This is a genomic window from Ruminococcus sp. AM43-6 (assembly GCF_003461785.1).
GTDB lineage: Bacteria > Bacillota > Clostridia > Oscillospirales > Ruminococcaceae > Hominimerdicola > Hominimerdicola aceti.
In genome coordinates this window covers 266829-291419 of sequence record NZ_QTXU01000002.1, presented here as the reverse complement: position 1 = coordinate 291419, position 24591 = coordinate 266829, and the positions used below count along the sequence as shown (strand labels likewise).

The 24591-nt window shown below is 43.8% G+C and carries 18 protein-coding genes; 3 read left to right on the top strand and 15 right to left on the bottom strand.

Annotated features, from left to right (window positions below; genetic code table 11):
* Positions 1-7: 7 nt before the first annotated feature.
* From DW938_RS03020 to DW938_RS03005, 4 genes are all read right to left on the bottom strand, one after another.
* Positions 8-1429 (bottom strand): HAMP domain-containing sensor histidine kinase, encoded by a 1422-nt coding sequence (locus tag DW938_RS03020; RefSeq protein WP_038670254.1) that lies wholly within the window; start codon positions 1427-1429, stop codon positions 8-10.
* The gene (locus tag DW938_RS03015) at positions 1422-2126 is read right to left on the bottom strand and encodes a response regulator transcription factor (protein WP_022288718.1); all 705 of its coding nucleotides are present in this window, start codon (positions 2124-2126) and stop codon (positions 1422-1424) included. The genes DW938_RS03020 and DW938_RS03015 overlap by 8 nt, the downstream gene beginning before the upstream one ends.
* Positions 2127-2507: 381 nt before the next feature.
* Positions 2508-4151: a chaperonin GroEL gene (gene groL, locus DW938_RS03010; RefSeq protein ID WP_117877148.1), complete on the bottom strand. Its 1644-nt coding sequence runs from the start codon at positions 4149-4151 to the stop codon at positions 2508-2510.
* 43 nt (positions 4152-4194) lie between these two features.
* Positions 4195-4467, bottom strand: a complete 273-nt coding sequence (locus tag DW938_RS03005; protein ID WP_022288719.1) for a co-chaperone GroES — start codon at positions 4465-4467, stop codon at positions 4195-4197.
* Between the two features lie 1029 nt (positions 4468-5496).
* On the opposite strand from DW938_RS03005, the gene xylA reads away from it, so the two are divergent.
* Entirely contained in the window at positions 5497-6822 is a 1326-nt protein-coding gene (gene xylA / locus DW938_RS03000) for a xylose isomerase (RefSeq protein ID WP_022287212.1), read from the top strand.
* A 106-nt stretch (positions 6823-6928) separates the two neighbouring features.
* On the opposite strand, the gene DW938_RS02995 is transcribed toward xylA, so the two are convergent.
* Both DW938_RS02995 and DW938_RS02990 read right to left on the bottom strand, forming a co-directional pair.
* Positions 6929-8194 (bottom strand): cation:proton antiporter, encoded by a 1266-nt coding sequence (locus DW938_RS02995; RefSeq protein ID WP_118123830.1) that lies wholly within the window; start codon positions 8192-8194, stop codon positions 6929-6931.
* A gap of 220 nt (positions 8195-8414) precedes the next feature.
* On the bottom strand, positions 8415-9623 hold the full coding sequence (locus DW938_RS02990) for a cellulase (glycosyl hydrolase family 5) (RefSeq protein WP_181984352.1): 1209 nt from the start codon (positions 9621-9623) through the stop codon (positions 8415-8417).
* 314 nt (positions 9624-9937) lie between these two features.
* Here DW938_RS02990 and DW938_RS02985 point away from each other — a divergent pair, with 314 nt between their 5' ends.
* Positions 9938-12652 carry a cellulase family glycosylhydrolase gene (locus DW938_RS02985; RefSeq protein WP_181984351.1) on the top strand — a complete coding sequence of 905 codons (2715 nt, stop codon included), beginning with the start codon at positions 9938-9940 and terminating at the stop codon, positions 12650-12652.
* Positions 12653-12779: 127 nt separating this feature from the next.
* On the opposite strand, the gene DW938_RS02980 is transcribed toward DW938_RS02985, so the two are convergent.
* From DW938_RS02980 to DW938_RS02960, 5 genes are all read right to left on the bottom strand, one after another.
* Positions 12780-14543 (bottom strand): glycosyltransferase family 39 protein, encoded by a 1764-nt coding sequence (locus DW938_RS02980; protein ID WP_118123828.1) that lies wholly within the window; start codon positions 14541-14543, stop codon positions 12780-12782.
* Position 14544: 1 nt separating this feature from the next.
* Positions 14545-16107 (bottom strand): NAD(P)/FAD-dependent oxidoreductase, encoded by a 1563-nt coding sequence (locus tag DW938_RS02975; protein WP_117863606.1) that lies wholly within the window; start codon positions 16105-16107, stop codon positions 14545-14547.
* A gap of 17 nt (positions 16108-16124) precedes the next feature.
* Positions 16125-16586, bottom strand: a complete 462-nt coding sequence (locus tag DW938_RS02970; protein WP_117927943.1) for a GtrA family protein — start codon at positions 16584-16586, stop codon at positions 16125-16127.
* 333 nt (positions 16587-16919) lie between these two features.
* The gene (locus DW938_RS02965; protein ID WP_118123827.1) at positions 16920-18791 is read right to left on the bottom strand and encodes a GGDEF domain-containing protein; all 1872 of its coding nucleotides are present in this window, start codon (positions 18789-18791) and stop codon (positions 16920-16922) included.
* Positions 18792-18939: 148 nt separating this feature from the next.
* Positions 18940-19638, bottom strand: coding sequence for a hypothetical protein (locus tag DW938_RS02960; protein ID WP_118123826.1), 699 nt, complete (start codon positions 19636-19638; stop codon positions 18940-18942).
* 584 nt (positions 19639-20222) lie between these two features.
* Here DW938_RS02960 and DW938_RS02955 point away from each other — a divergent pair.
* Complete coding sequence (locus DW938_RS02955) at positions 20223-21533, top strand: SGNH/GDSL hydrolase family protein (RefSeq protein WP_118123825.1); 1311 nt, start codon at positions 20223-20225, stop codon at positions 21531-21533.
* Between the two features lie 76 nt (positions 21534-21609).
* Here the strand turns inward: DW938_RS02955 and DW938_RS02950 are convergent, their stop codons facing one another.
* The 4 genes from DW938_RS02950 to DW938_RS02935 are packed head-to-tail and all read right to left on the bottom strand — an operon-like array spanning position 21610 to position 24292.
* Positions 21610-22314 carry a hypothetical protein gene (locus DW938_RS02950; RefSeq protein WP_118123824.1) on the bottom strand — a complete coding sequence of 235 codons (705 nt, stop codon included), beginning with the start codon at positions 22312-22314 and terminating at the stop codon, positions 21610-21612.
* 1 nt (position 22315) lies between these two features.
* Positions 22316-23068, bottom strand: coding sequence for a hypothetical protein (locus DW938_RS02945; protein WP_117927938.1), 753 nt, complete (start codon positions 23066-23068; stop codon positions 22316-22318).
* A complete protein-coding gene (locus tag DW938_RS02940) occupies positions 23065-23928 on the bottom strand; it encodes an ABC transporter ATP-binding protein (RefSeq protein WP_118123823.1) in 864 nt (287 codons plus the stop codon). Before DW938_RS02940 ends, DW938_RS02945 begins: the two co-directional genes overlap by 4 nt.
* Positions 23921-24292, bottom strand: a complete 372-nt coding sequence (locus tag DW938_RS02935; RefSeq protein ID WP_118123822.1) for a GntR family transcriptional regulator — start codon at positions 24290-24292, stop codon at positions 23921-23923. Before DW938_RS02935 ends, DW938_RS02940 begins: the two co-directional genes overlap by 8 nt.
* Positions 24293-24591 lie beyond the last annotated feature (299 nt).

The window sequence follows — 24591 nt, the reverse complement described above, 5'->3', positions numbered from 1 at the left end:
GAGCCTCCTAGTCGCCCTCCGCCTTGTTAGGCAGCGTGAACACAAATTCCGTATACTCGTTCTTAACGCTTCGTACCATTATCTTGCCCCCGTGGAGCTTTATGATAGAACGCACGATATTAAGTCCCAATCCAACGCCCGTCTTGTCAAGTCCTCTTGACTTATCGGTCTTATAAAATCTGTCAAACACCAGCGGAAGCTCGTCCTCAGACAGACCCTCACCGCTGTTTCTGATAGAAATGCTTGTCATATTGCCCTCAGGCTCAAAGTGAAACTCTATATATCCGCCCTTGTCAACGAACTTTATGGCGTTCTCTATGAGGTTATACATGACCTGATGAACAAGGTCGTTATCCGCATAAAGGGTCACTCTGTCAACGTCAAGACCCCTTATCTCTATCTGCTTTTCCTCAAGCCTTGGCTCAAAAGTCACAAGGGTATCGACTATCGGCTCAAGCACAGAGAAATACTGCAAATTAGGTTTAAGCTCGCCTGCCTCGATCTTTGCAAGATTGAGCATACTTCTTACGAGCCTTGCAAGTCTGTGTACCTCAGAGGAAATTATCTTAAGATAATATCTCTCCTGCTCCTTTGGTATGGTGCCGTCAAGCAGACCGTCCACAAAACCGCCTATAGACGTCATAGGCGTTCTAAGCTCATGAGAAACGTTCGCAAGGAAGCTGTTTCGCATGGTGTCATAGCTTTTCAGGCTGGCAGCCATATCGTTGAAAGCGTTGCTGAGCTGTTCAAGCTCCGAGGTAGAATAATCAGGCAGGGTGACAGAAAAATCTCCTGCTCCTATCTTCTTTGACACCTCCGCTATCTCTTTTATAGGTTCAGTAAGCTTCAGCGTCATGAAATATACCAGAAACATTACTATGACCAGAACTATTATAGCGGAAACTATAAATATTTCCATTATGTTGTAGGTATAGTCGTCCTGAGCCGCCTTTGAACTGAATGCAAGCACATAATATTCAGGTCCATTCGCTTTGAACGACTTACCTATCACATGATATATAGCATCGAAAGCTCCTCCGAGATCCGAATAAACATACTCGCAATTGTCAGAAAAAGCTTCAAGCTCATGGACAGATATATTATGAGGGCTGCACACAGGATCCTTACTGGAGTTCACAAGCACTGCTCCCGTAGAGTCGCACAAGATAAAATCAGCGTTGCACGCCATTGAATACTGCATCATCTCATCTGTCACCGACTTTTTCCAGTCGGCAGGCTGAGCCAGCATTTCTTCCTGCGTATATAAAGCAAGAGCCTTGGTGTTTTTCTCCAACAGGCTCTTTTTTTCGTCAATAAAATACCTTGAAGAAACCAGCAGTAATACCGTTCCTAAGCACACAAAGCTTATAAGTATTACTGCTGAACAAATTACAAAGTATTTAAAGAATATGCTTTTACGATTACTCATGCGGTGTTTCAGCGACTTCAAACTTGTATCCTACGCCCCATACAGTTTTAAGTGCCCACTTGTCAGAAACGCCCTCAAGCTTCTCACGCAGACGCTTAACGTGAACGTCGATAGTTCTCGAATCGCCGTAATATTCAAAGCCCCATACCTCATCAAGGAGCTGATCTCTTGTATAAACTCTGTTCGGATTTGAAGCAAGGTGGAACAGAAGCTCAAGCTCCTTTGGTGGTGTATCAAGCACCTGACCGTTTACTCTCAGCTCATATCTTGTCATATTAACTGAAAGCTTGTCATACTTGACTTCCTTTATCTCAGCTTCGCCTGATGACTGACCTACTCTTCTGTAAACAGCCTTTATTCTTGCGATAACTTCCTTTGTATCGAAAGGCTTTACGATATAGTCGTCAGCTCCAAGCTCCAGACCAAGCACCTTATCAAATGTTTCTACCTTTGCGGTTATCATGATGATAGGCACGTTGGACTTCTTTCTTATCTCACGGCATACCTGCCAGCCGTCTATACCAGGCAGCATAATGTCAAGCAGTATGATGTCAGGCTTAAGAGCGTTGAATTTTACCACTGCTTCCTCACCGTCATGTGCAAGTATTACTCCATAGCCCTCCTTTTCAAGGTAAAGCCTGAGCAGCTCGCAGATGTTCTTATCATCGTCTACTACCAATACTCGTCCAAGCGACATATTTCATCTTCCTTTCGTTTATTTACTTCTTTTCATGCCCATTATTTCAAATTTTCGCACTTCTGAAAATTTGAACAAAAGACAATAATTATTCAAATTGATATAAGTATTATAACAAATTCACAAACCCATTGTGTGAATATTTATTTAACTTTTTATTAAATATCATAATTTGCTCCAATTTTAAGCGGACGTCTGCAACAATATGTATATATTTAATTTAATTAATCAATACTTTTGGATTTTACTTACAAAAGCATCGAGGATATTATTTGATATTTGTAAACTATGTCATAAAATATTACCCATTCCATACAAACAGCCTCCGCAGGATAACTACGGAGGCTGTAAATTACATCAGATATTAGTCATGGGAGCTTATTAGTACATACCGCCCATTCCGCCTGCACCTGCTGCTGCGGCTGCCATAGCAGCGTCAGCCTGTGGGTCCTTCTTGTCTGCAACAAGGCTCTCAGTTGTGAGCACCATTGAAGCAACAGAAGCTGCATTCTGGAGAGCTGAACGTGTAACCTTAGTAGGGTCAACGATACCTGCAGGTATCATGTCAACATACTCAGAAGTATAAGCGTTAAAGCCGTAGCCGACCTTTCTTGAACGGATTATCTTGTCTATGATAACGCTGCCCTCAAGACCTGCGTTCACTGCGATCTGTCTAACCGGTTCTTCAAGAGCCTTGTAAACGATCTGAGCGCCTGTCTTTTCGTCACCGCTGAGCTTGTCAACGAGCTTCTTAACTGCTGGCATAGCGTTGATAAGAGCTGTTCCGCCGCCTGCTACGATACCCTCTTCAACAGCCGCCTTTGTAGCTGCCAAAGCGTCCTCTATTCTCAGCTTCTTTTCCTTCATCTCTACCTCAGTAGCAGCACCGACCTTGATAACAGCTACGCCGCCTGAAAGCTTAGCAAGTCTTTCCTGAAGCTTTTCTCTGTCGAAATCAGAAGTTGTGTTCTCGATCTGTGACTTGATCTGACCAACTCTTGCCTTGATATCGTCGCTGTTGCCTGCGCCGTCAACAATGATAGTGTTCTCTTTCTGAACGACTACCTGTCTTGCTCTGCCCAGCTGCTCCATAGTTGTTTCGCTGAGTTCAAGACCAAGTTCAGATGAAATTACCTGACCGCCTGTGAGGATAGCGATATCCTGAAGCATTTCCTTTCTTCTGTCGCCAAAGCCAGGAGCCTTTACAGCTACGCAAGTGAATGTGCCTCTCAGCTTGTTTACGATAAGAGTTGAGAGAGCCTCGCCCTCAACGTCCTCGGCAATGATAAGAAGCTTCTTGCCAGCCTTTACGATCTGCTCGAGAAGTGGGAGAATTTCCTGAATGTTAGAGATCTTCTTGTCTGTGATAAGAATGTAAGCGTCATCAAGGACAGCTTCCATTTTATCTGTATCTGTTACCATGTAAGGTGCGATATATCCTCTGTCGAACTGCATACCCTCAACGACTTCGCTGTAAGTTTCAGCAGTCTTTGACTCTTCAAGAGTGATAACGCCGTCAGCAGTTACCTTTTCCATAGCCTCAGCGATAAGCTTACCAATGTTCTCATCAGCGGCAGAAACTGCACCTACTCTAGCTATCTCATCAGAGCCTTCTATCTTCTTTGAGTTAGCGACGATAGTTTCAACAGCAGTATCTACAGCCTGATCCATACCTTTCTTAAGTACCATTGGATTAGCGCCTGCTGCGATATTCTTCATACCCTCTCTAACAAGAGCCTGAGCAAGCAATGTAGCTGTTGTTGTACCGTCACCGGCAGCGTCGTTAGTCTTAGTAGCGACTTCTTTTACAAGCTGTGCGCCCATGTTCTCAAATGGATCGTCAAGCTCGATCTCCTTAGCTATAGTAACACCGTCGTTTGTGATAAGAGGAGCACCGTACTTCTTATCAAGAACTACATTTCTGCCCTTAGGTCCCAGTGTTATCTTAACAGTGTTTGCGAGCTTGTCGATACCGCTCTGCAAAGCTTTTCTTGCGTCTTCGCCAAAAATTATATCCTTAGCCATTGTAAATTACCTCCGTTTATATACTATTTAAAATGCAGTGAAATCAGTCAACAACTGCGAGAATGTCGTCCATTTTAACGATAATGAACTCTTCACCGTCCAGCTTAACATTAGTACCGCTGTACTTAGAGATAAGCACCTTGTCGCCCTTATTAACACCCATAGTAACGTCCTTTTTACCAGGGCCTACAGCTATTACCTCTGCGACCTCAGGCTTTTCCTTCGCTGAGCCTGTGAGAATGATACCACTCTTTGTGGTTTCCTCAGCCTCTGTCATCTTAACTACAACTCTGTCCTGCAATGGTTTGATCGCCATGATAAGTTCCTCCTTTTATAATACCTTTTAATATACTAAATTAGGATCCTTCGTGGTCGCACCTATGTTTTCAGCACTCTCACGATCAGATTGTTAGCACTCAGTCTTTCTGAGTGCTAATTATATTTTAGCACCTTTTTCGCAAAATTCAAGTCATTTAAGGTCATTTATGTGATTTTTGTAGGGTTGCACAATATCTATTAAGTCGCAAAATGATTTTGAGAGCATATTGTACAATTTATTGTGGGGTATTGCAGGTCTGAAATCAGATTTTCGGGTGAGGATAAATGTATTCAATGGAGGTATGCGTATCAACAGTATCCATAATTGTAGGGGACGACGCCCCCGGCGTCCCGTTCGGAGAGGTAACGCCGTGGTTTTGGTATCTTCGATGTTGAATTATTCGGGGTGACATTGTTGTGATAATCTCTGTTAATTCAATGGGTGAGGAATATCGGGACGCCGAGGGCGTCGTCCCCTACAGATTTGTTGCCGTTGGGTTCGTGTTTCAGCCGTTTATATTCGATTTTCAAGTTACGTTCGGGGTATGACATTTGGTATTATGTCCTAGGTGTTGCATACACAAAATATCACAATGCACGCCCACGTCCTGATACAAGTACTCTACAGCCTGTTCCAGAATCTCTCATCGTATTCACTAAGTCGCAGGGCTTGTACGTGCCCGCAAGTATCTAAGACGCTTTCTACTTATACACGAAAAACACCTCTTTTGTTGCATAAAAAATGCAACAATTGCAGAAATGTTGCCAAATTAAAAGATAAATCATTTGTTTGCACAAGTTTAGCTGTCAGAATTTGTGCAGTTATTACACAAAATTATTACAGAAATATTGATGAAAGTACGAGAAAAAATAGTGTGTCTATGCAGTTATCCCACAATTTTAATTTATATCAATATATGCGATTTTAATAAAAAACAGTTGACAAATGGGTGCGGTTTGGTGTATTATTATATTGTAATCGTTTAATCGTTAAGATCAAACAATAATATATTCGGAGGTCAAAATTATGGCAGAGTATTTTAAGGATATTCCAAAGATCAAGTATGAGGGTGTAAACTCAACTAATCCCCTCTCTTTTAAGTACTATAACCCAGATGAGGTTGTAATGGGCAAGACTATGAGAGAACAGCTCAAGTTCGCTCTTTCATGGTGGCACACAATGGGCGGCGACGGCACTGATATGTTCGGCTGCGGCACTACTGACAAGACTTGGGGCGAGGCTGCTCCTGAGGCAAGAGCTAAGAAGAAGGTCGATGTTGCTTTCGAGATAATGGACAAGCTTTCTATCGACTATTTCTGCTTCCATGACCGTGACCTTTCTCCTGAGTACGGTGATCTCGGCACAACTAACGCAAAGCTTGCTGAGGTAGTTGACTACATAGCTGAAAAAATGGCTGCTGACCCTACTAAGAAGCTTCTTTGGGGTACTGCTAAGTGCTTCGATCACCCAAGATATATGCATGGTGCAGGTACGTCACCTTCTGCTGATGTTTTCGCATATGCGGCTGCTCAGATCAAGAACGCTGTTGACGCTACTATCAAGCTTGGCGGTAAGGGCTATGTTTTCTGGGGCGGAAGAGAAGGCTATGAAACTCTTCTGAACACAAACATGGGTCTGGAGCTTGACAACATGGCAAGACTTATGAAGCTGACTGTTGATTATGCTCGTTCAAAGGGCTACACTGGTGATTTCTACATCGAGCCAAAGCCAAAGGAGCCTACAAAGCATCAGTATGATTTCGATACAGCTACAGTTCTCGGTTTCCTGAGAAAATATGGTCTTGACAAGGACTTCAAAATGAACATCGAGGCTAACCACGCTACACTTGCCCAGCACACTTTCCAGCACGAGCTGAGAGTTGCAAGAGATAACGGTGTATTTGGTTCTATCGACGCTAACCAGGGCGACCCACTGCTCGGTTGGGATACAGACCAGTTCCCTACAAATGCTTATGATGCTACACTTTGTATGTACGAAGTTCTCAAGGCAGGCGGCTTCACAAACGGCGGTCTGAACTTTGACGCTAAGGCAAGAAGAGGCTCATACACAATGGAAGACATTTTCCTGAGCTACATTGCAGGTATGGACACATTTGCACTTGGTCTTAAGGCAGCTGCAAAGATCATTGAGGACGGCAGACTTGACAAGTTCGTTGATGACAGATATGCAAGCTGGACAACAGGCATTGGTGCAGACATCATTGCAGGTAAGGCTGACATGGAGAGCCTTGAGAAGTATGCAGTTGAGAAGGGCGAAGTTACTGACTCACTTTCTAGCGGCAGACAGGAATATCTGGAGAGCGTTCTCAATCAGATCATGTTCAATCTTTAAGCAGGGGCGTGCCCCTGCACCCATATCCGCTATCATTCGTGGTAGCGGATTTTTTTGTACAAAAAAAGAGCGGAGTTTTTTTTTGCTCCGCTCTTTGCTTTTTTCATTACTTTTCTTTTCTTGAGAGTTCCTGCAGCTCCTGTTCATACTGTGAGAAGCCCTCAACAGACTTCATAAGCTCGTCCTCAACGTGTTCTTCATGATTATCCTTAAACACAAACTTCAGGAATACCGGTGTGATTATCGTTGTTGCAACCACCATGATGATGATAGGTGCGAAAACCTCATCGCCCATAAGTCCAAGCTTTTGTCCTTTAGCCGCTACTATAAGTGCGACCTCGCCTCTGGATATCATTCCCATTGCTATCTGCAAGCTTTCCTGATTTGTATACTTACAAACCTTTGCACCTAGTCCGCAGCCTATTATCTTTGTAATTATTGCCACAACAAGGAGCAAAACTGTGAACAGCACCATTTTGCCGCTCATGTTGATACCGTTCATTGTAAGACCGATGCTTGCAAAGAACACTGGTGAAAGGAACATATACGAAAGTGTTTCAAATCTGTTTGAGATATACTTTACGTCCTTTTCGCTTGAAATTGCAAGACCTGCAACAAATGCGCCTGTGATATCTGCTACGCCGAAAAGCTCTGCTACATACGCCATGAGCAGGCAGAAAACGAAGGAAATGATAACGTGACGTCTAAGGTCTTTTTTATCTCTTTTTCTCCACTTTGTGAACACAACATGGTAAACGACTGTACAGCCGATAGCCACTGCAAAGAACGCTACTATCTTAATAAGGACTGTTGCAACGTGAACGCTTGTATCTGCAAGGCTTGTGATAAGGGTCAATGCGATGATACCGAGGATATCGTCTATGATAGCCGCACCGAGAATGGCATTACCTGCTCTTGTAGAGAGCTTGCCAAGCTCTTTCAGAGTTTCTACTGTGATAGAAACTGATGTTGCAGTAAGCACAACGCCTATGAAGAGGTGCTGCAGAAATGGTGAGCAGGCGAGCTTATCGCCCTTGCCTACGCCCATTGCAGCGGCAAGCCCAAGTCCGCCGAACAGTGGTACGATAACGCCAAGAAGAGCAATTATGAATGACGCTTTACCAGTCTTTTTAAGCTCCTTAACGTCTGTTGTAAGTCCTGCGGTGAACATCAGCACGATAACGCCGATTTCTGACAGCTCTGAGATGAACTCAGTTTCTTTTACAACATTAAGAACGGCAGGTCCGAGTATTACACCCGCCAACAACGCACCGACTACCTGCGGCAGTTTCATTTTCTTTGTTACAAGACCGAGAATCTTGGTCGAAAGCAGTATAAGTGCAATAAACAATATGTAGCTATACTCTTCCATGATTTTACTTCCTTTCCACACCGCCATTGTATGACGTTAATGCGTAAAAATAACGATTCACAGCATTTTACTTTCTGCAAATCGTCATTGATTTTCCGTATCTTATTATAGCATTATGCCGCACTATAGTCAACAGACAGCACAATTTGTTCACAAAAAAGAGCAACAAAAAAGAGCCGCAAAAGTCGGCTCTTTTTGTGATTATTTTATCAAAGTTTGTTTATACAGCTTTTTTGCCGTTAGGGAATATCTTATCCTCGCAGATACCTGCCATTTTCTCTATAGCAGGCTGGATATCCTGCCACAGACCACAGCCATCGTCCTGACCGCTTGTTTTCCATGCAAACACACCGTTCCAACCATTGTTGTAAGCGTCCTCATAAGCTGAGGTGATGTCGAAATCGCTGTCGCTTGCAACGGCTGGGCATTCGCCTATAACGCAAGGCTTTGTACCGTCAAGGCCAAAGTCTGTTGGAGATTCGCTGAAAGGATATCCCCACATTCCCTGCATCCAAGTGTACCAATGAGTTGAATAGAAGTCAACATAGGCAAGGCTCTTGTCATACTTATCACCGCTCAAAACGTTCTGAAGCTCGCTGTCGGATATTTTGTTGCCCTGCTGGCTGTCGGAGTTATACTTTATCATACCCAGACCCACGGTTACAAGAACGTCTGAATTTGCATGGATAGCTGCGGCTGCCTTTGCATAATACTGCTCCAGATAGAGCCAATCAAGTTTGCCGCACTCTTCATTTTCAACTATCCAGTCAGGCTCGTTACAAAGGTCTACAGACCAGAAATAGTCGCTCTTGCCATATCTCTGAACGAGAGGAACTATATAGTTATCTACAAACATATCTGTCTTGTCGCTGTCCTGAATGAGCGTTCTCCAAGCCTGATAATTCTGGTTCTGATCCTTGAAGTTATCAAAGGACTGAACTGTTGCCATTATATAGATCTGATACTGCTCTGCAAGATAGAACAGATTGTCAAGATCCTCCCAATGAGCTGTTGTTGCACCGTCAAATGTACCATCTGCTGAGATAGCCATACCAACGTCGCCGTTGCAGATTATCCATATTCTTGCGGCATTTACGCCTGAATTGTGAAGCTTCTGGAAATGATCCTGCCAGAACTCAAAATTAAAGCCTCCGCCAAAGTCGTTCCACTTATCCCATGGAGCGTTCACTCCATTGAACCAAAGCTCCTTGTCGCCCACCATGAATTTTGTTCCGTCGATCTTGACTTTCGCTGAGCCGTCGGTCGTTGTTGCATAATCCTTTTCAGGCATTGCAGTTTCCGAAACAACGGCAGAGCTGTTGGTTTCTTTGCTTTCAGCCTCTGAGCTTGAGGAATTATCTCCGCAGCCCACGGTCGAAACAAGCATCAGCACTGCAAGTGATGATGCAAGCCACTGTTTAACTTTCATAAAATACACCTTTCCTTTCTTTGGACTAAAGTTTTGAACACATTTGATTATAGCACAATACCGCTTCATTTTCAATAGCAAGGTCTGATTTTTTTGCAGATAATACACTCTAAAATTTTAACATTGTATAATTATATTAGCTCTAATAAATCGGCACTTTTCATATAGCGATTAAAAATATGAACATTTGAGATTTATACACAAAAAGAAGGTATGTTATTTGTTTAATAAGCGTATTCTAATTTGAACAGAGATGTGGTATAATAAAAGATACTGATGAGGTTAATATTTTATATATGAAAGGACGGGAAAGAATGAAATCAGTATCAAAAAGATACCTGAGCTTTATTTTATCTCTTTTAATGGCAATGACCATATTTATTGGTCTTGACCTTGGGGATATAAATGCGCAGGCATTGTCGGGAGATACTCTCAAAAACGCTGACACGGAAGCCATACTTGAGGATATGGGTCTGGGCTGGAATTTGGGCAACTCTCTTGACGCAACAGGCGGTTCGGGTCTTAACACGGAAACATCGTGGAGCAATCCTAAAACAACTCAGGCTCTTATAGACAAGGTAAAGTCTTTAGGCTTCAACACAGTGAGAGTGCCTGTTTCTTGGGGCAAGCACGTATCGGGAAGCAACTACACCATAGACTCAGCATGGCTTGCAAGAGTAAAGGAAGTAGTTGACTACTGCTACAAAAACGATATGTATGTTATTTTGAACATTCATCATGACACAAAGTCATCTGCAAGCGCTTCGGGAGCAGGATATTACCCAAGGTCTTCTGCATATTCAAGCTCTGAGAAATTTGTTACCAGCGTATGGTCACAGGCGGCAGAATACTTCAAGGATTATGACTATCATCTTATATTTGAAACATTGAATGAGCCTCGTCTTATCGGCTCCAGCTATGAATGGTGGTTCAACAAGTGGAGCATTCCGTCAGAGGTAAAGGACGCTATCGACTGCATAAACAAGCTCAATCAGAAGGCTGTTGACACCATAAGAGCCACAGGCTCAAACAACAGGGGCAGACTTATCATGTGTCCCGGTTACGACGCTTCCATAGACGGGGCAACCGTTTCAGGCTTCAAGCTTCCTACAGATATCTCAGGCAACAAAAACCGCATCGCTGTATCAGTTCACGCATACAGCCCTTACAACTTTGCAATGAATGTTGGTCCAGGCTCGACCTCTGCATATACATCTTCAATAAAGAGTGAGCTTCGGGACCTTTTCAACACGCTGAAAAGCAATTTCCGTGACAGGGGTATACCTGTCGTTATAGGTGAGTTCGGCTCAACAGACAAGAACAACACTGCAGAGCGTGTAAAGTGGGCGACAGACTACACCGCGCTTGCAAAGAAGAATAACATTCCATGCGTACTGTGGGACAACAATGCTTTTGCAAGATACAACGGAAGCAGCATTATTCTCAACAGTGAATATCACGGCTACATAAACAGAAAAAACAATACTGTTACAAGCCCTGCAAAGGACGTTATCGAGGCTCTTATGAAGCCTTACGGCAACAGAGTAGATCTTAACTGTTCTTCAAGCGTTACGATAATTGCGGGACAGAGCAAGAACATTGGAGCAAGTTCATCAACAAGCGGGGCTGTTCTCACATACAAAAGCACGACTCCGTCAATATGCACTGTTGACAAGAACGGAAACGTGACCGCTCTCAAGACAGGCACAGGATATGTTACTGTTACGGCTTCTGCAAATGGTTATGACAGCGTTTCAAAGGACGTTAAGATAGTTATTTCAAAGAAGAGCCTTAACAACGGACTTCTTACGCTTTCAGAAACAAGCTATGTTTATGACGGCACATACAAAAAGCCTGCGGCTACAGTTACGCTTGACGGCAAGGTGCTTCAGGCAGGCAAGGATTACACTATCTCATACAGAAACAATCTAAACGTTGGCGTTGCAACTGTTATTGCGACAGGCATGGGCGACTACACAGGTTACACATCAAAGAACTTCACTATCACAAAGCGTGCAATGGCAGGCGGAACTGTTTCAGTGACTTCAAGCGTTTCATTCACAGGAAGCAATATTACTCCGTCAGTTACAGTAAAGGCAGCAGGCAGGACGCTCACAAGCGGCACTGACTACACAGTTTCATACTCAAACAACAAAAACGTCGGCACGTCAAACGTTTATGTATACGGCAAGGGCAACTATTCAGGCTCTCTGAGCGCTAAGTTCGACATTGTTCCTGCAAAACAGCAGATACAGAAGCTTGAAACCAGATACAAGGGCTTCTATATTGATTGGGCGCAGAAAGGCTCTGCAACGGGATATGACGTTGAGTATTCTGTAAACTCAAACATGAGCGGTGCAGTTTCAAAGCATTTGACAGCAAACAAGCCTGACACGCTGACAGTAAGCGGTCTGTCGGGGGACAAGACATATTATGTTCGTGTTCGTTCTTACACAAACGTAAATGGCAAGGTATACTACGGCGCATGGTCTGATGTAAAGGGCATAAAGACAGCTAACAACGACATCACAAAGGCTACTGTTTCGGGCATTTCCACAAAGGCGTTCACAGGAAAGGCTATTACACAGAACGTAACTGTAAAGGTGGGAAACACTGTTCTTAAAAACGGCACTGACTACACAGTTTCATACTCCAACAACAAAAAAGTTGGCAAGGCTACTGTAAAGATAACAGGCAAGGGCAAGTATGGCGGAGTTATCACAAAGACGTTCAAGATAAATCCTGCAAAGCAGAAGATACAGAAGCTTACGGCTAAGTCAAAGGCATTCTTTATCGACTGGGCGCAGAAGGGTTCTGCTACCGGATATGAGATTCAGTATGCAACAAACTCAAAGTTCACTGGTGCAAAGAAAGTGACTATAACAAACAACAAGACAGACAAGACCACTGTTTCAAAGCTTTCTGCCAACAAGAAATACTATGTTCGTGTGAGATCTTACACAACTGTAAAGGGCACAAAGTATTACGGCGCTTGGTCGGCTGTTAAGAATGTGACCACTAAGAAATAAGGCTATATTGGCATAATGAAAATACCGACGGCTCGGGTTGAGCGGTCGGTATTTTTTTGCGATATTTTTCAGTTTGTGGGGAAGCTAGGCGGGCGAACGTTGTTCGCCCCTGCATGGGGTCGGGGTTTTATCCGTTGGTGCTTGCCACAAAGAAGTATGTTATGTAGGACAGGACGATAAATGCAGAAGAAAGATAGCTCAGAGTGCTGACTATGGCTTTGCATGGGGATTTTTCGGAGCGGCTGCAAAGGTCTGTGAAAAGTCCGATATTTATAAGTCCTATGAGCATACATGGGATTATGTATCTGAAATTCATTGTGCAGATAAAAGGATATCTGATACAGAAGTTATAATAGTTGCCTAAGATAGTGGCATAGACCACTGTGAACATGAGTTTTTCGGTAAATCTTGCGTTATCGGTCTTTACAAAAAGCACTATGAGCATTGCGATGAACGCTATGACCGCAAGAACCAAGGCTATCCAGAAAAGTGCATATGGCACAAGCATTGCGTTTTCGGGGAAGAAAGTTTCGTTTATGCCCTCGCCGAAAAGCGAGTTTTTAAGCATTGCCATGGTAGGGTTATACTCTTTATAGCTTTCACCGCCCCACTGCTCAAAGACTATTTTGATCTGTGAGAAGCTGAAGTCTGTAAGGCGGTGTTTGGCTGTAAGGCCGCCTATATACTGGCTGTCGGCATTTGAAAGGCTTGGGACATAGTTTGGTTTTACGCCAAAGCGCAGGTAGTTTCTCACGCTCCACCAAAGTCCAAGAGGACAGCATATTACACCGAAAAGGCACATTTGACCCAGGCGGTTTGCCATATTCTTACGATTTTGCACAAGCGCCATAAAGAAAAGTATGGCTACGGCAGGGGCGATAAGCCCTACGGATATTTTTGTCATCATGCCAAGACCGATACAGAGGGCGGCTTTGACGATATTCTTTGCGGTCTGTTCTCTATACCATTTCAGCACACAATATATTGCTCCCACTGTAAAGCACAGCATGAGAGGGTCGTTATTTATTCCACCTGACATAAGGACAAGGTATGGATACATACAGCACATACCAAACGGGATAGTCAGGGCTTTGCCTTTAAGGTCAAAGAGCCTTAATATCTTATAGACTGTTATTGTTACGGCACAGACATAGAAGAGGGTCAAGGCTTGTATGGCCTCGCACGCCATATAATACTCTATGCCTATGGAGGTACAGAATTTCAGCCACACCGCACAGATTATATGGTGGAGAGGCGGGTGATAATACTGCCAAAGGGTAGTGGGGTCGAAATTTGGCAGGGCGTTGTTATTATAGATATACTCTATATAGCCTGCGTGACCGCCCTCGCCGCCGAAATACCACACGTCATTCTGTCTTGTATAGATATCGGACATAAAGACATAAGAATAGCGCAGGACAAAGCCTGCTCCTGCCAAGGCAAGGCAGGTGACACGGTCGTGGAACTTTTTATCGTTATTGAGCAAAACGACATACATAACAAGCACGGCGCAAAGTCCTGCAAAGCAGATAAAAGCCGCTTTATATTGGGTATGTACGAAATAATTCACTGCCGCAAGGGTCAAAAGGGTCTTGCCTGCAAAGGTCAAAACTGCGCCTGCGGTATGCTTTCCGCTGTCATCGAGCTGTTTCAAAAACCGTCTGAGGTAGAAAAGCTCTATTATCATGAAAACGCCACACACAATGACGCCGTTTAAAAACTTATAGCTATAGCTTCCAAAGCCTGTGAGTGCAAGGCATATGAACGCTGCAACTATATAAGGGTGACGGCTGAGGGTGCGGAAGATCGCCTCAAGCCGTCTGTCGCTTATGGCTCTTCTGTTCATGTCTTTCCGCAGGGACAGAAGAAGTCCACCTTTCTTTTTGTTCATATTAGTTTCCAGATTTTTCTTCGTGATATTCTTTTTCTGTGTTCACGTTCCAAATATCTTTTCTGCTCTTTTTGCCTGTTTTTATGGCTTCGGCTGTTTCCATAGCGGTGAGCATTGAATGGTCCATATTATTATATCTATGCTGACCGTTTCTGCCAACGCAATAGAGGTTCGGGAAAGTATCGAGGAACTTTATCATGGTATCGAAATGCTTATATGTATCAAAATAAGCAGGATAGGCTTTCTTGACCTTTTCTCTATGGGAATCGAGCACTTCATTTTCGGAGATGACGCCCATTTTAACAAGCTCGGCGGTTGCGAACTTCACGCAATCCTCCTCGGACATATTCCAGAAATCGTCCCCCTCGGCACAGAAATACTCAAGGCCTATCCAAACTGTATCCTCAGGCTTTTCCACCATATAAGGCGACCAGTTGTTGAATATCTGTATTCTGCCGAGCTTTACGCCCTTATCCTGAACATATATCCAGCAGTCAGGGACGATATTGCCGAGAGTTGTTTTATTTGTTTCATTTTTAAGGTTGAGCTTATTGACAAGAAGTCCAACTGTGACGAAATCACGGTATGGCAGACCCTTGGCTATCTTTATGACGGTATCGCAAGGCTTTGTGCCGTCCATGCCGAGGATAAGGTCTTTGACAGGCATTGAGGAGATAAAGATATCACCTGTGAAGGTCTTTTCGCCCTCAGCGGTATCGCAGACAACGGAGGTGACTTTTCTGCCCTCACACATTATTTTCTTTACCTGACAGCCTGTGAGTATTTTTCCCCCAAGCTCTTTTACTTTCTCAGCGGCAGTTTCCCAAAGCTGACCCGGACCGTATTTTGGATACCAGAACTGTTCGATAAGGGAGGTTTCCACCTCGCCCTTATTCTTTGTGCCGAACACCTTTTTGAACATATCTTTCAAAAGGGCTGTGATAGAGAGGCCTTTTACACGCTGTGAGCCCCAATCTGCAGATATCTCGCTTGGGTGTCTGCCCCAGAGCTTTTCGGTATAGCCCTCAAAGAACATGGAATAGAGGACTTTTCCGAAACGGTTTATGTAGAAATTCTCAAGGTTGGTTTCAGGCTTTTTGAACACGCACGCCCACAGGTAACTAAAGCCTGCTTTCATGGTGGTGACAAAGCCCATGTTCTTTATGGTTTCGGGCTTCATTGAGATAGGGTAGTCGAAGAAGTGCTTATTGTAATAAATTCTCGACACTCTGTCACGGACGAGCATTACATTATCCTCGGTTTCAGGGTCGGGGCCGTTTTCGGCAAGTGGCTTTTCGTGGCCTAGCTTTTTATCGTCATAGGCAGGCTTGCCCTGCAAAGGCATAAGGTCTGCCCACCAATCCATGACCTGCTGATTTTTGGAGAAAAATCTGTGTCCGCCTATATCCATGCGGTTGCCGTTATATCTCACTGTCTGTGATATTCCGCCCATTGCCTGCGAGCCTTCAAGTATGGTCACGTCATAGTCGCCGCCGTTTTTAAGAAGCTCTATTGCCGCAGTCAGACCGGCTGGGCCTGCGCCTATAATAATTACCTTTTCCATGTGTTATCCTCTCCTGTTCAGTCTTTATTTTTATCAAATATAATAAATTTTCTGCCTGCAAAATTCCATATGAAAACTATCACTGTGGAAACGAGTTTGCCCACAAGATAATATTTATCCTGCGGAAGAAGCGTGCCGAATATGAGCTTTGAAGCAAGGATATCCTTGAAAAACCATATTATTGCGGCATTTATGCCAAGTCCCACAACGCCCACGGCGGCAAATGCCGCAAACTCTGCAAGGCGGTTTTTTATCTTTGAATTTTTGAATATCCAAAACGTACTCAGGGAATAATTCACCAAAAGTCCTGCCACGAAAGAGATAGTTGCAGCAATGACGGGGTCGAAGCGGCAAAGCTCCACAAGTGCGGTCATAATGCCATAATCCACCACAAAGGCAAAGCCGCCCACAAAGACGTATCTGAAAAACTGTATGAATGTATTATCGGTATCACCCGAAAAAAGCTGTTTTATCTTCATTTTCACGTTCCGTTCCTAATATGCTGACACATATAAATGCGTTCACAGGGGCAAAAAGTTGCACACAGGTGGTTACTGCGGCTCAACTTCTCCCTTTTGCACAAATATACGTTCTGCTTTTTGTACACATTGTTAGAAACACATAGTTCACAAAGCATTAATTAATATTATACAACTTTTATGTCGTTTCGTCAAGCAAAATTATGCAAAAAATAAAAAACGGACGGTTTTATCCGTCCGCTGAGGGTGTATGAAAATTTTTGCCGATCGGCTAATGGCAAAAAGAGGGCGACCAAAGGTCGCCCATACAAGTTTTTTCAGAACCATTACAGATCATATTCTGTTATGAGGTTTTTGTCTTTTATCTTCATACATATATTTATCGGCGATGTGCATTACATCGTCAAACCAGAAGTTTTCCACCGGAGCAACGGCTGCGCCCACGCTTACTGAGAGGACATAGGATTTTCCGCTTCGTCTGTTCAGCTCTGCCATTTTATCCTTTATCTCCTCCTTGACCTGCTCGGAAAGGTCTGTATCAACGATAGCGAAAAGGGCAAGCTCATCTCCGCCAAATCTGCCGCAGACTTTATTTTCTATGCTCACGCTGTCGATAGCGTTTGCGGCGGCTCTTATGGCATAGTCGCCTGCTTCGTGTCCGAAATTATCGTTTATGTATTTAAGTCCGTCAACGTCAACGGAAACCACCAATGCAAGCTGGTCGTTTCTTCGTGGGAGAGTTTCAAGGGCATTATAAAAGCCTGTACGGTTATAAAGCCCTGTTAGCATATCGTGACGGTACATTTCTTCGATATGCTTTGTCATATACTTCTGATAGGTGACGCTTCGGAAGCTGCCCAAGGCGGTATTCAGGGAATTTACATAGAGTGGTATTTTAAAATACTCGTTGAGCCTGACAGGAAAATAGAAGCAGGCATAGCCAAGTGGTATGCCGATATAGGCAAGTGCGGAGAATATGAGGGGAACTTTATAGTCCATTATATTCTCTATATCGGGAATGATGTTGGTGCGGTCAAAAGGCTGTGGGATATCTCTGTCTTCCACGGCACGGCTCCGCAAAAGTATCATTTTATCGCTAAAAAGCGGTTCTCTATTGCTTACACGAGGGTCTTTACGTTCGTCAAAGAAATCACCATTCACCACAACAGCCATATCGCCAAAAGCATACTCTTTCAGCAGGGCGGCAAGAGTCTTAGGAGTTTCGCAATTCATGACATTCACTGCAAGCTCATAGAGGACACGCTCCTCGTCCTGATAACAGTTCATTCTGTCTCGGAGCATTCTGATATGCTCACCAGTATTTATCTGCTCCACTGAGGGTTTACAGCCGCAGGAATTTTCAACGGACAGATCATAGTCAACTGTATATACCTTTTCGGCCTTTTCACCAGCCAAAGCTTTACTTATAGTATTGATGATGGTTTTAGCAGTATCATCATAGCTACAGCCGCTTGTTGTAAGCATAGGTGTACAGTACCTAGCCTCTTCAAGTCCGTCAAAGCCTGTTATGATAATATCCTCAGGTATTTTATAGCCACGTCTTTGAAACTCAGCCCCTGCGGCTATAGCCATCATATCGTTTGCACAGATGATCGCTCTTGGGACTTTATTTTCTTCTATCATATCGTCCACTGCTTTCAAAGTAGGTGCTGACCAATAGTCACCGTAATAAAAGACATCATTTCTGAATGGGATATCATACTCCTCGAGTAGCTTTCTGAAAACTGCTATACGCTCTTCTGAATTTTCTTCGTCTTTTCTGCCTGCGATAAAGCCTATATCTCTTACACCATGCTGTTCTATTACATGGCGAACCACTTGTTCAAAGCCTTTTGCATAGTCGAATTTGATGCTTATGCAATCGTCATGCTCTACGCCGACTGATATGACAGGCTTACCATATTCGGCGGCGTCCATTCTGATTTTTGTCATTACATCTTCAGCATACACGCCCTCTTCAAAGGTCACGACGGCATCTGTTATATTATAATCAATAAGGTCAAACACAGACTGCTCGCCTTTTTCAGACAGAGTCTTCCAATAAAGGTCTGAGCAGGTGTGATATACAAACAGCCTGTAATCGTTTTCAACAGCAAAATTATTAAGAGCCCGTATGATTCTATAATTACGCTCATCATAGACTTTACACATACAGACAGCAATTATTTTGATGTTACCGATCATACAGCACAGCTCCTTTCCTATAAATTCAAACACAGTGTTATTATAACATGATTTAATGAATAAATCAAGAGAAAATTGAACAATTTTTAAGAAATTAAGACATAGTTTCGCACACTTGATTAAATAATTAAAGAAAAGGAGCAGGCTGTTAATCCAGTCTGCTCACATCGTTCCATGACCTTACACGCTGATAAGACATTTTATGCTGTTGGAGATACTCGTCGGTATTTTCGGGAGGGCTGGCGATATCCTTCGGTTTATCGCTTGTAAAGATATCCTCATAATCATTTGTTATGACCTTATCGTCCTTTTGGTTATCCAGCAATTTTTGCAGGTTTTCGGTCATTTTATCACGGGTAAGCCCCTCGAAGTCTATACGCTCTTTTCTGCCGTCGAAGGGAAAGTTGGGAAGTTTACGCATGAAATTAAGGTCAGACACGGTTTTTGCGGTGATGACAGCGGCTGCTATAAGGTAGGCGAGCATAACGAAAGTATCGCCTGACACGCTGTCAAAAAGGGCGAATTTCAGACCCATATATAATATCATCACGGCAGGGGAGGCGACTATCAATTTAGTTGTATCCGCCATGAGCAAAGCTCCGCTTGCGGCAAACGCCGCATAGTTAAAAAAGGCATTTGAGCTTGCATCAAAAAATGCGAACATCGCACTTTCCGCCGCAAAATAATTCGCCCATCCTATCATTCCGTATAATATAGCCGCAGGAATAAGCAACGCAAAGGTAAAAGCTGCAAATCGCCGCTGCCTTTTTATAAGCCTGCGGAAATGCCTGCGAAGAGTTTCGTCAGGCAGTGTTTTATAGTCGGCTCTCAGATCAAACATTTCCATGTTATGTCACCTCCTGAATTTATTATAGCATTGGGGGAGGGGATTGTCAAATGGTTTCTGGGGGTGTTAGCACAAACCATGTAGGGGGAGCGGCGCAATTTCTGCTTTGCAGAAATACGACGTCCCGATATTTCTTGCCCGTTAAATTATTGGAGAATTCCACAATAATGTCACCCCGGAATAATTCAACATCAAAGATACAAAAAAATACTGCAGTATTCCTCCGAGTGGGACGCCGAGGGCGTCGTCCCCTACAATCCTGAATTTACAGCAAACTCCAAGCACAGCGAACAATGTTCGCCCCTACATCTCATTCGGGCAAGTTCCTGCCGCCGCAAAATCGCTCCGCTCGGTACTGACTTTTACCTTGTGCTTGTGCACAACTTTGGTCAGCTATGCCAATTCCTCATTCCTCACTTAACTTCACTCCTCATTTAACTCCGCTCCTCACTTAGCCTCGCCCCTGATTTATTCAAATGTAATCGTTTTATACCTATTGCATTAATTTGCTTTTTGTTGTATAATATATTTGTTAATATATACAGCCATTTGGCAAAATCAAGATATGAAAGGACCTTATTACTATGAAGAAATTCCTTGCGGCGGCTCTTGCTCTTTGCATGACAAGCGCTGCTCTCACAAGCTGCGGTAATTCAAACAGCTCTTCTGCTGCTGACTCAAACTCCGCTGCGGCAAACTCTCAGGCTTCCGATTCAAGTGCGGCTGATACCGAAAGTGTTTCAGACAAGCTTCTTGCTGAATACCCTGCATCTACGGAAAAGATAGATGTTAAAAATGGTGCTACTGAGAACATGATCGCCAGAAGCGTTATCAACGAGGGCGACACTTCCCGTCTTGCGGCTAAGCTCGACTACGCTCTGCAAAATCCTAAGGAGACAACAAAGATCTGTTTCATCGGCGACTCTATCACGGCAGGTTCGGGTGCTAACTCCTCAACTAATCAGTATGTAAACCAGTTCAAGAGCTGGTGGGAGGAAAACATAAGCTTTTATGTTGATGTTACTAATGCCGGTATCGGTGCAACTGACTCATACATAGGTGTTCACAGGGCACAGCGTGACGCTTTGGAGGCTAAGCCTGACATTATCGTTATCGAGTTTATCAATGACGCTGATGATGAATTTTATGAGTCCTGCATGGACAGCCTTGTAAGAATGTGTCTTGAGCAGGACAACAATCCTGCAGTTATGATACTTGAGCCTTCAACCGAGGGGGGCACATCTCCGCAGGCTGCACATCTCAAGGTAGCACAGGCTTACAACATTCCTATGATATCTTATCATGACGCTGTTATGCCTGAGATAGAGGCTGGCAACTTCACATGGGCTGACATTTCACCTGACAACGTTCACCCTAATGATGACGGACACGTTATAATGGCTTCACTGCTCACAAAATTCGTTGGCAACATAAAGGACAATATTGACAGCGTTGACAAGGAAGCGAAGGCATTTGACACAAGCACTGTTGCACCGACGGGCGATGTATTCGCTGACGCTACTATCGGAAGCCGTCAGACAGAGGACACTGTAAAGACAACTGACGAGGGAACATTCACAGATGTTACAACATTCCAGAAGTTCACAGACGGTTGGGGAACAACAACAGGCGGCACTATCAAGTTTGAGATAACTGCAAAGAACATTGGTATGATATACTACATGACAGTTGACGGCAAGTCCGGCGTGGCTGCTGTAAAGGTCGATGGCGAGGACGTTGCGACTATCAACGCTGACTTCACAAGCGGCTGGGGCAACTATGCTAAGGCACAGCAGATATACTCATCTGACGAGGTGGCTACTCACACTGTTGAGGTAACTGTCGTTGATGACGCAAAGCCTAACTTCCAGATACTTAACTGGCTTATTTCATAAAATGTGAAACTAATAGCCGCAAGGCATAAAAAAGTGCTGATACGTTTTGTCCGTATCGGCACTTTTTGTTGGCATATTATCTTTTAACGTCCATTCGCCTGCAAGCTACTGCGAAAAATACTGCCAGCTCTGCAACGGCAAGCAGACCCAGAGTTCTGCGGTATACGATGCTTTCAGCAAAATTTCCTGCATACAGCTCAGAAAAAAGTTTTATGAAAAGTGCGGTGTACGCCGCCGCTGTAAGTATAGCGACAGACCTGTTAAAAAGCTTTATCACCACGCTCAAAAGCAGTGCGGACAAAAATATTATGGCAAAAAACATCATTGCCGAAACGAAGCTGCCAAGCCGTGAGCCGCTGAAAAATATATCGAATATCTGCGATCTTTGTTCAAGAAGCTCATATTCGACAGAGCCTGCGGAGCTACCGCACATAAGCTCTATGACACGCAGCCACAGGAGATAGCCGCCTGAAACGAATACCGACATTGTTATCATACTAAGGAGCATACAGGCTATGCCGCATTTTCTTGGGGTATTCTGTGCACAGGTTATCTGAATGGTGTTCGTGCAGACCACATATGCACACACTGCGGTGACGACGCAAGAGGCTATCAGCAGCAAGGGCAGCACCAAATCGCAGGCTATTGCCATATCGCCGCTGCCGCATAAAAATGCAGATACTGTGATGACGCCGTAGAGGCAAAGCATAAAGGCATATATCACAAGGCAGTAATATCTCTGGATCGTCTTGAAAAGTGTGAGTGCTTTGATCTTTCGCATTTTATTTCACACCCCTTTGTCTTTTGATAGGCTTTCTGTGCCAAAAAAGGTAAGCTGTCAATGCGGCGATGATCGTAAGTGCCGCATAGGTAACGGAAAAGGCTATCGGTGCAACATCGGGAACGATATTTTCAAAGAACTCATAGCTCAGCAAAGGACTTCTCAAAGCCTTTGTGAAGATACCGCCGCCGATATTCAGTGCCGCAAGGATAACTATAACGCCGCAGTTGATGAGTTTGCCTGTGCGTTCAAGTCGGCTCATTATAATGAAAAATGCCGAGCCGCTGAAAAATATGAGAAAAGTTCTCACAAACAGCATCGAATAGATATAAGCTGCACTTTTGCTGAATGACAGCGATAAAAGAGAATAATTTTGCAGTATCTCTGCGTGTGTATAGTCCACTGCCACGCCGTCAAGGCGTATAACAGTTCCTTTCAGCTTATCTGCAAAAATAAAGCTCTCTATGCTGTGTGCGGCAACAACTATAAATGCTGTGACAAAAGCACAGATAAGTATTGCAGCAAAGGACGTTTTTCTTGACACACCACAGCAGACGGAAAGTGAGAATATCTCTTTTACCGTAAAAAACGCCGCCGCAAATGCTGCCGCCCCCGTAAGCAATTCATAATATTTCGACACACCCTCCACGCTCAAAGCCTTTGCCGCAAGCAGCACAAGGAAAAACACAAGCACGGCTGCAAGGGGAAGGAGAGTTCTTACAACAGTAGTTTTACAGAGTTTCAGCTCATTCATTGTTCCCCCTCCTCACCTGTCAGATTTATGAACACCTGCTGTAGGTCGGGTCTTGAGATCTCAAGACCTTCGGGGACATTTTCGGGCGTGCCCTTTAGATACGCCGAGCTTATTGTTCCGATGTTTTTCATGCAAAGCACCTCTTTATTCTGACAATAGGCAGAAACTAAACTCTTTGCACCTGTGACGGAATAGCCATCCGTCAAAATATCCTCCGTTTTGCCTGCCGCAAGCACCTTGCCCTTATCTATTATTATGACATCCTCCACAAGGTTCTCGCACTCTTCGATAAGGTGGGTGGATATTACCACACCGCACTGAGTTTCGGCAAAGCGTTCTACCAGCAGGCGGTAAAAAAGGTCACGGTGGTTTGCATCAAGCCCAAGAACAGGCTCGTCAAAGAAGAGAAAGTCTGCACCGCTCGCCAAGGTGAGAATGAGCTTTGAAACTGTCAGATAGCCTGTTGACAGTGCAGAAAGGCGTTTTTTCGGGTCAAGCTTGAACTTTTCGGCAAGAGAATAGGCATAGTCCTTATCAAATCCGCCGTAAAAATCAGCCGTGATATTCACCGCCTGCTTAAAGGTCAGACCTGCCGGCATTGTGACGCTCTCGCTCATTGCGTATATACGATTCAGTGCTTTATCATTTTCCAAAAGGTCTTCGCCGTCAAGAGTACACCTGCCCGAGGTGGCAAAAACACGGTTCGTTATGATATTCATAAGAGTGGATTTACCTGCGCCGTTTCTGCCCAAAAGTCCGTATATCCTGCCCTTTTCTATCTCCACAGACACACCCACAAGGGCATAGTTCCTGCCGTATTTTTTTATGATGTTATCCGCCTTTATAACGCTGTTACTCATTTTCAAATCCCCTTTCTATCATTGCGATTATCTCATTTTTTGATATGCCAAGCTTTTTGGCTTCTGCGCACATTTTGTCAACGTAGGTTTGCTGAAAATCCTGCTGTCTTTCTGCTTTGAGTTTTTCCACTGCTCCGCTGCTCACGAACATTCCAAGGCCTCTTTTTTTGAATATTACCCCTTTATCCACGAGCATATTTATTCCTTTCAAGGCTGTGGCGGGGTTCACTTTATACTCCGCTGATATTTCTGTTGTGGACGGTATCTGCTCTCCCTCAGGTATCGTTCCGCTTATTATCATATCCGACAGCCACTCGCACAGCTGGACATATATAGGCTTTTCGCTTTCCAGTCTGAGTTTCATATCATTTCCCCCTTTCGGTTTCGATCTTTGTTGTCTTTTTTCTTTTATTCTCACAAGTTTATTAGTTAGTTACTCATGTAACTAACTATACAACAAATAGCGGCTTTTGTCAAGCTTTTTGGCAAAAGATTTTTCAAGACAGGCAAGATACACAATTTTATACTGCGTCTTTTATGCAATATAAATGTTATAATATTTTATGAATATACAAAATATTTAGCGAAAACTAAGCAGCCAGCTTAACAAAAACGAAAATAGATATGATATAATAAATATGCTGAAAGAAACAAACACAGCGA